The 8,490-nt window shown below is 31.2% G+C and carries 7 protein-coding genes and 1 pseudogene; 2 read left to right on the top strand and 6 right to left on the bottom strand.

Annotated elements, in window-relative coordinates:
* Positions 1–119: 119 nt before the first annotated feature.
* Positions 120–506 (top strand): hypothetical protein, encoded by a 387-nt coding sequence (locus QUF99_RS00130; RefSeq protein WP_289367979.1) that lies wholly within the window; start codon positions 120–122, stop codon positions 504–506.
* A 1,829-nt stretch (positions 507–2,335) separates the two neighbouring features.
* On the opposite strand, the gene QUF99_RS00125 is transcribed toward QUF99_RS00130, so the two are convergent.
* The 5 genes and pseudogenes from QUF99_RS00125 to QUF99_RS00110 all read right to left on the bottom strand — a co-directional run bounded on the left by QUF99_RS00125 (position 2,336) and on the right by QUF99_RS00110 (position 6,784).
* Entirely contained in the window at positions 2,336–3,010 is a 675-nt protein-coding gene (locus tag QUF99_RS00125) for an S-layer homology domain-containing protein (protein ID WP_289367977.1), read from the bottom strand.
* Between the two features lie 256 nt (positions 3,011–3,266).
* Positions 3,267–3,447: pseudogene (locus QUF99_RS28370) on the bottom strand (hypothetical protein).
* Between the two features lie 360 nt (positions 3,448–3,807).
* On the bottom strand, positions 3,808–4,374 hold the full coding sequence (locus QUF99_RS00120; protein WP_289367976.1) for a hypothetical protein: 567 nt from the start codon (positions 4,372–4,374) through the stop codon (positions 3,808–3,810).
* A 1,175-nt stretch (positions 4,375–5,549) separates the two neighbouring features.
* Positions 5,550–6,134: a MarR family transcriptional regulator gene (locus QUF99_RS00115; RefSeq protein ID WP_061680476.1), complete on the bottom strand. Its 585-nt coding sequence runs from the start codon at positions 6,132–6,134 to the stop codon at positions 5,550–5,552.
* Positions 6,135–6,586: 452 nt separating this feature from the next.
* The gene (locus tag QUF99_RS00110) at positions 6,587–6,784 is read right to left on the bottom strand and encodes a hypothetical protein (RefSeq protein WP_289367974.1); all 198 of its coding nucleotides are present in this window, start codon (positions 6,782–6,784) and stop codon (positions 6,587–6,589) included.
* A 384-nt stretch (positions 6,785–7,168) separates the two neighbouring features.
* Here QUF99_RS00110 and QUF99_RS00105 point away from each other — a divergent pair, with 384 nt between their 5' ends.
* Entirely contained in the window at positions 7,169–7,399 is a 231-nt protein-coding gene (locus tag QUF99_RS00105; RefSeq protein ID WP_289367973.1) for a DUF3953 domain-containing protein, read from the top strand.
* A 196-nt stretch (positions 7,400–7,595) separates the two neighbouring features.
* Here QUF99_RS00105 and QUF99_RS00100 read toward each other — a convergent pair whose 3' ends face one another.
* On the bottom strand, positions 7,596–8,111 hold the full coding sequence (locus QUF99_RS00100) for a DUF3231 family protein (RefSeq protein WP_289367972.1): 516 nt from the start codon (positions 8,109–8,111) through the stop codon (positions 7,596–7,598).
* Positions 8,112–8,490: the final 379 nt, after the last annotated feature.

Below are 8,490 nucleotides of genomic sequence, written 5' to 3'. Positions count from 1 at the left end.
TTTCTCCCATATAACTTGGATTTAATTCAAAATACAATTTTACATTTTTTAATCGAACGATTTACAAAAATAGGTTGTTTTACTAATATTAAGAAGTTAAATGAAAAAGGAGGAAATTCATGAAAAAAAGCAAATGGATATACCCTTCTCTAGTAATAGGGAGCATTCTAATTGTAATGAGTGTGTATTTCTTATTTTTTAAAAGTGGATTTGATATAACAATTAAAAATAAAACAAATCAAAATATAACAGGTCTTACAATTTCTGATGGTCGTGAAATTCAAAATTTCATAGTTCCTACTCTTCATTCAAATGAAAAATATAAGACTAAAATTAAACTAAAAGATATGGGAGAAAATGCTCTCAAATTACATTACCAAGATAAAAACGAAAAAAAACACGAAGAATTTATTTTTGGTTATTTTGAAGGAGAAGGAAAAGGAACAGCAAAGATTATTATTCAAGCTGTTCGAGAAGACGGAACTTTAGATATAAAAGTAAACTGAGATATACCGAATTTCTATCTAATTTTACTTTTATAAAACGATTCGAAAAAAATAACATAATCATAGCAAGGGAATGCATGTATACTGATCTATACTGCATTCCCTTATTGTAATTGTATGTCCACTATATTTTTATTCTTCCTTTTCTAAAATTAAAAAACTAACATCCAAATTTCTTAGTTTTCACCTCTTTCTGGATCCACTCCATTGTAATGCAAACTCCTCATTAAATGTCCAATCTATTAGCTACTGCTCCCCTCCTGTAAACCATAATAACTTCTAAAATAGTGATCCCAACTGTTATAAAAACAACAAATTAAGCTTTTACAAAAGAAAACAACTTGGATAAAAACAGGTTGTTTTCTTTTATAGGGTAGAACAAAGAAAGAGTGGAAAAGCAATACACAAACATGTCAATCAAATGGAGTAAACCGACCGATAAGACTAAAAATTCAGAAAATTTAATTCACTAAGGGTTTTCGTTTACTCTTTCTTTGTTGTTATGAGTTTAGCATTAAAAATAAAATAAATCAACAAGAAAATACAATATTCTGATAAATTCGACATTTTTTTGGGGGGAATTGCTTTACCCTCACTTAACTGCAATAAAATAAAAAAGGAATCAACTCATAAAATAATGAGTCAGTTCCTTTTTTATAATGTATGTAGAGTTTCATAATAGTAAAAAACAATATAATATTTATTTCTATCCTGTCCATAGTATTAGCCCCACCTACGCTAAATACCCTGATAGCCACTCGTGCCATCCAACCCATTTATTATCATAACAGAAAGCGCTTTCATTGTAAAGAATTTTCTGATTATTTAGGATTGATTGTCACTTCGTTAACATCAGACTATAACCTAAATAAAAACAAAAAAACTTTTTTCTAATAAAACCCATACAAATGATCCATATATTGAGTACACTTCCAATACATGAATCATTTGTATAAGTTTTATTAAGAATAATTCTGAAAAAAATTATATTACATAAATGCTTTTAATAAAGTTGTTACTAAAGGAAGTACTCCACCTAAGAAAGTTAAAACTGCTGTTGCAATTGCCATATTAATCACTCCTTATATTTTTCTGAATATTTAATTATTTATATTGTATTTTGAAATAACAAAATTAGCAACTCTTTTTAATATGCAATATTGCATCAAAATATAATATTTATTAAATTTAATATTATATTTTATAAATCAAAATCCCCCCTTATTGGGGTCCCGTCCACATTTTAACGAAAATATACGCTAAGCAAATTTCGACATGAAAAAACGTTGATTTTACCACTCTAAGCGGTATCACCAATCTCAAAAACGTAGGTATTTGAGACAAACGTACTTCAATGTAAAAGGTACTGAAAAGAGCCTAAATAGTATCCCAAAACTCATCTTTAAATCAAAATCTCAATTCAAATCGTGTTATTGAGTTTTGAGAATCCCTTAGCGTATAAAAACGTTAAAATGTGTATGCTACCCCTAATAGAATATTCCGTGACTTCTTTGAAAAAAGAGGATTGCTATAAACCCTACATTTTGTGGGGTTTTATTTGTGTTGTCTTAACATTAACGTTATTAATACATATTAAAAATGTTACGTTTTTGTTTTGGAACAAAGAAAAAAGCCCTATCTTGTGGGCATTGATTCTACATACGAATTTTGTTACATACCATAATTATTGCCTGTTACCTTATAACTTTTCCCAACTTCTGCCGTACATTCGGGTGTGCTGTTTAGTCAGGGAGGAGTTACTTATTATACAGATGTTTTATAAATTCCTGCAAAGAAAAAACCAACTCGTATGAGTCGGTTTTAAATAGTTAGTTTACTTGAAGGGGTTTTGAAGCCGCTGGGATAGCTCTGTATAAGAACATAGCTAACTGTTCACGTGTTGCAACCCCCTCTGGATCAAATTGATTATCGCCTACACCACTAGTTATACCATTACTATATAAAATTTTAATCTCTTCACTTGCCCAGTGACCTTGCGTATCAGTAAATTGATGATCAAATTTCTTAGTCAAACCAAAGGCAGTTCTAAACGCAACTGCAATTTCCGCTCGTGTTATATTACGCTTAGGATCAAATTTTTCATCCTTTAGATAAGGAAAAATGCCATTATTGTATACTGCTACAATTTCCTTTTTGAAATTTGAACCATCTATGTCATTGAAAGGTTTAGGATTCTTATAAGGACCGTCAGGAATCTTAATCATTCTGTATAAAAATACTGCTAATTCTTCACGTGTCACTTTATCTTTGACACCAAAATAACCATTACCAAATCCTCGCATTATATTATGATCAGCCATGTACTGAATCTCTTTATACGCCCAATGCGATTGAGGTACATCTATAAAACTACTTGTTTGAACGCTCGCTGCTTTTATATTCTGATTTGAGTTATCACTTGTTGTTTCAGCAAAAGAATTCTGCGCAAAAAAAGTCGTACCAAATACCGCTGCACATACACCCGAAATAATTAATTTTTTCATTTCTTTCTCTCCCTATTACTATAATAATGATTATCTATATATAATTATATGCATATATAATCGTATAGCAATAAAATTTTATTTTTTATATTGGGATAAAACAAATATATTAATCGAAAAAAAGAATCCCTTATTTCTTTTGGGATTCTTTTTCTTTTTTAAACATTGCTCATACAAATGATCTGCACATCAATTCATCTTTGATATACAGATCATTTGTATGATAATTTTTATAAATAATTGCGGGATAATAAACTTACATTACTGCTTTTAAAAGCTCTTGTACGAATGGAATGATTCCACCTACAAATTTTAAAACTGCCATTGCGATTTCCATGTTGTTTCCTCCTTTATTCTTATATTAAGATTTTGTGAATCTCTGTACCTTTATTATAGTAAGCGCTTTCAAAAATAGCAATACTTTTTTGGAATATAATATTTTATGTAATAAAACTCAATGTTTTATGTAAATAAAAGTATACTTAAAAAACAACATTTTAATAGCAAGGGAATGCTTGTATGCTGATCTGTACTGCATTCCCTTATTGTATGTATGCTATATCACCTTTTTCTAACAGTAGAACCACGAATCTTGGCGAAGACATTGGTTTTTGCCCTGTCCTGGGGTCCGTCCTCGCTTTTTATTCCACGGTTCCCTTGACCACGAGCCTCCGAACCCTCAAACTCCCAAAGCCAACCCCAGCGGGCAAAAACCGCCCTTCCGGGGCCACCTCTGGCGAGTTTGCATGAGGGTTCCCCTCATCGTCAAGGAACTTTCGCGGCATAAACGCCAGGACTCAGCGATTCCACATGCGCCGCCACCACGATTCCTTCTTAATCTCTTGTACTTCTTCATTGTTTACTTGTTGTTCAGATGAACCTATTTCTAATATTGCTTGCTTTTCTTCTATCATAATTCTTTTTAAATCTTGAATCTCTCTCATTAAATACATAATTTGTTCATCTTTCTTATTTACTTGATCTTTCATTGCTTTTTCTAATTCTTCCGCAACTATTTTTCTCACTTCATCTAAGGTAAACATAGTCTGTTCAAACGTTTGTTTAGAAGTGTTTTCTTGAACAACTTCCATATCAACAGCAATATATTTTTTAAAACCTTCTTTATCTAATACTTCTAGTATCTCTTTATGAGGAACATTCTTTTTATTTCGAAGTTTATTAATAAATTTTAAAACATCCACACATTCAGAAGAAATATAGTACTTATTTTTCTCCCCCTGTTTGAATAGAATAAATTCTTCATAAGTATTACAATTTCGTTTAATTGTCATTGAAGATACACCAACTTGTTTTGCTATATCTTCAGCCGATAACCAAATTAATTCATGTTTTTCCCTAATCATTGTTTAAATCACTCCTATCTAAACAAACAAACAGCATCTGAACAACACTCATAAACACTATTATATCAAGTGTTTAGACGCTGTTCAGATAAATTCCTTGTTCAGATGAATACTTATTAAAACTATTTAAACAAACAACTAAACAACATCATCAATTTTGTTCCCAAATAGGGATCCCCTAAGCCTTCTTACATACACATAAATTAACTTTTTGTTTTTTAACATAATAATTTTTGATTAAAAAACAAACCATTCTATAAAATTGGAAATTCCGAATCATAAAAGAGAGAAGAGCATAAGGGGTTTTTGGGCCCAACTAGGTGTTGGGGCTAGGCAGAGCCTAGCTTAAACGTGGGTACACGAAAATTCCCAGGATGTCGACTCACTGACGACACAAAACCTTCGAATTGTCCCCATTAAGTCCCTAGGTGTAGACTCAGTGAGTACACAAAGTCCCCTTGATGGCTCCATATGTGTACTCACTGAGGACATGATATTTTTAATAAATTGCAATCGAACATTACTTTAAAATACTAAAACAGATCAATCGAAATTGAGTAAATATAAAACTATAATCTAGAAAAAGATAACAATAAAACACAAGATGCTATTCAAACGCTCCAAAATCCTTTTTAAAGAATATAAATCTAAAACAATACTATTTGTCGTAAAAACAAAAATACTCGCTTAAAAAGCAAAATAAACGGTTTTAAATGGAGGTTTTCGTTTGCTTTTGGGGTTGAGGCTGGTTCGTCGTGTGGGGGCGAAACCCCACATATAACGTATTCTATTAATTTGGTAAGTGAAATTTTAAATCGAATCACTAGCGTTTCGGCTCGTATAATAGCAATTCAAGCCGATGATCCCAAATAGTTGCTTTTGGATGTATCGGCTTGGTGCCGCCAAAACTCGAGCCGAAAAAAGTTTTGCAAGGATGTAGCAAAGCGAAAAGGGTGGAGATTTTCTGTAGCAAAGCGAAAGAAAATACGACCCGTTCCTTGCGGAACTTTTAGCCATTTCTATATAGAGTGAGAAGGGACAAGCATAGCAAAGTAGAAAATACCCAGTAATATCAAGGGTTTCAGGATTTTTCGTACTTACCGTTTTTGGTAAGTAAACTTACCGTTTTTGGTAAGTACGAAATCAACAAAAAAAGTCTACTAATTAAAGTAGACTTAAAATAATTTAATAGGTAAATTTTTAAGTTGTTTAGGAACCTTTCTAAACATAGCTTTAAGTGTTGGATTGACTTCATCTCTATTCCCTGAAAACATAACATGAGGATTTATAAACAAAGCATATGCCCTAACATTATTATCATCAACACCACTCTCAGAACGAGCAATAATACCTTTATCAATTAATTTTCTAACCAAAGGACTAACTTTCGTTTCATGTCTTCCTATTTTTTTTGCTAATTCTCGCTGAGTTAATGGAATTTGTTCTTTAGAGTTAATATCACTAACTAAACAATTACTTAAAAAACCCACACACATTGAAATATCTAATAAAAATACCTTCTCAGCATTTGTTAAATAATCAATTTCAAATAAATACTGGATATTTTGTTGAATAATCTGAACAAACTTCGCTTTATTCTTAATTTTACGTTCAGGAACTAATTTCATTCCTCTCGAACCAGCCTTTGCTTGAAGTTCATTTGCTAAATACATTTCTTCTTCTGACAAGATCTTCGAATCCTCGATATCTCTCAATCTTGCATTTTTTTCAGCTTGTTTTAAATTGATGGTATTTGTCATAACTTTTCTCCTCATTCCTAGTATTTACAACTAGTACGGAGACTCTTTTTATGCTATTATGTAATTAGAATTTTATAAGAATAAAAAAGCCTCTTATGTATAGTTGTAGCGTCGCAACTCAATTATATCATGATTGGCTTTTTTTGTTATAACTAAGTAGAAAAAGAGTCCCTATTGTTTAGGACTCTTTTTTCTTATCATCGAGGTAACGTCAGGAAAATTCTAAAAGAGAAAAGGGAAGGGCAAGCTATGGGAGTGGGCGCCCACTCCCCAAAAAATATGTTTTTGTCTTACTAGGAAGTTTCCTAGTACCTTTACCGTTATTTTGTCCTCGAAATTTCATTTCTTCGTCCTAAAACGGTTGTCGCTTCGCTCGATTTTCTATCTTTTTGAAAATAAACTTTTGAATATTAGTTTACTTTCAATTAAATGAAAAAGAAGACTGAACTAGATTAACTCTCTAGTTCAGTCTTCTTTTTCTTGTATAAACGATTTATTAAATCAATAATCCAGGAATTAATAATAACTACTATGAAAATAACTAAGATAGCAACAATATTTTGATTCGAAGATATGTAGGGTATCAGTGGACCACGTACCACCCAAAAAAATATAAGAGCAAAAACTAAAGACCAAATAAATTTCAGCATTAATTCGTCCCCTTTTCTAATAAATATAGCACAAATGAATTAGAAAATAATGTAAAATAAACGAATTAAACTTTTAAAAATCGAATGTAAACTTTAGTATATTAGTTTACATTCATTTCATTGATTTTATTGACTCTATCGCACTCTAGTCATTTTCTTCAAAAATGACTAGGAAAGTATACATTCAAAACACTATACATAAAGAGATTGAACGACCTATGGACAATATAAGTATCTCATTGAAATTAAAATACTTATACGAAAGACATAATAAATTATTTACTTGATTAATACTCTTCATTTCCTTATAAATGGTAAAAAATAATGGTATCCTATAAAATATTTTCTATACTTATATTAAGACCTAACTAAGGAGGTTGTTCTTTGCTGACATTATTAAAGATTATATTTGGATTAATTAGTTGTATTTTAGCGGTTTACTCTTTAATAACTGATAAGTTTGAAATAATGCCTTTTATGTCTTTATTTATGGGATTGATGATTTTAATGACAGGACTTTCTGACTTAAAAGAAAATCGAAAAACTTCAGCGTATACGCTATTTTTAGCATCAGGATTTATTATCTTTGTTGCAGTCTATACTTTCATTTTTTAACATGTATGTACATAGAAAAAAATTCAAGTTAACATAACCCCACTTATCGGTAGTTCATATATCTAAAAGCATATATAATTTGAACATAAAAAAAGCTTCTTACCTAAGAAGCTTTTTTTTACGAAATTCTAAATTGTTCTTAGCCTTGTAAAGACTAAGGCAACCATAAAAAAAGAAATTAGATTGCTATTAAGTATTATGCTTGTTCAGATTGTTGAACATGTAATGGAGGCGGAATAATCCAACCTTTTTTCTTATTCAGACGAAGTAATACAGCACCAGCTTGTGCTTTTTTCATATGGAATTGACCAAACATCATTCCTACATCTTCTCGAAGAGATTGTCCCATGGCTTGGCTACACGCTACTAAACCAGCAGCAAGATCTATAGAAACTTTAGCTGCAATTTCCGCATCATTAACACGAGCTCCAGGAGGGATAGTTTCAATAGATGCAACTGGTCTTTCTGGAGGTGCTGGTGGTAATGCAACACCGTTTAATTTTAATAAATTTTTTAATTCTTCAACTTCGGATTGGATATCATTCTCTACAAGGTTTTCTAAAAATTTCTTTAAGTCCTCATCTCCTGTATGGTTAATGAGAACCTGATAACCAGCAATTGCACCTTGTGCCGCTGCAAGATAGCTCCAAATTCCAAAAACTTCTCCGTAGTGCATTGGTTCATGTTGTGGATTTCCACTTAAAACGCCCATAAAAATATTCCTCCTTAAAGAAATTACACTCTTAATAACAATGCTTACTATAGAAAAAATTTTCCCAACCATGTTCCGGATTAAAGAAAATAAATTCTTATAACTCATATGAAACACCTTACCCAAATATAGTAATTACCTCTTGTAGGATATACTGTTATAGAAATTTTATTCTTATAAATAACATATATATTTTAATTAACATAATCTATCATTATCGGTAGTGACCAAACAGGCAGAACCCTTCTCCCACAAAGGTTCCGCCTGTTTCTCTTTTCCTTACTGTATACAGGTTTTTATACATCCTTGATCTGACAGGAATTTCACATACCTGATTAGTTTATTTCCCATCCCAAACCTGCATGAAATCTTGTATATT

It is taken from the genome of Bacillus sp. DX4.1 (assembly GCF_030348195.1).
Lineage (GTDB): Bacteria > Bacillota > Bacilli > Bacillales > Bacillaceae_G > Bacillus_A.
The sequence above is the reverse complement of the archived record's forward strand: the minus strand, read 5'-3'. Positions and strand labels throughout refer to the sequence as shown.

What these genes read in the sequence shown, in the direction of transcription:
- QUF99_RS00100 (WP_289367972.1), bottom strand. Translation starts at nt 8,111, where the DNA reads ATGGGCGTTTTAAGTGGAAATCCACAACATGAACCAATGCACTACGGA.
- QUF99_RS00115 (WP_061680476.1), bottom strand. Translation starts at nt 6,134, where the DNA reads ATGACAAATACCATCAATTTAAAACAAGCTGAAAAAAATGCAAGATTG.
- QUF99_RS00110 (WP_289367974.1), bottom strand. Translation starts at nt 6,784, where the DNA reads ATGCTGAAATTTATTTGGTCTTTAGTTTTTGCTCTTATATTTTTTTGG.
- QUF99_RS00130 (WP_289367979.1), top strand. Translation starts at nt 120, where the DNA reads ATGAAAAAAAGCAAATGGATATACCCTTCTCTAGTAATAGGGAGCATT.
- QUF99_RS00125 (WP_289367977.1), bottom strand. Translation starts at nt 3,010, where the DNA reads ATGAAAAAATTAATTATTTCGGGTGTATGTGCAGCGGTATTTGGTACG.
- QUF99_RS00120 (WP_289367976.1), bottom strand. Translation starts at nt 4,374, where the DNA reads ATGATTAGGGAAAAACATGAATTAATTTGGTTATCGGCTGAAGATATA.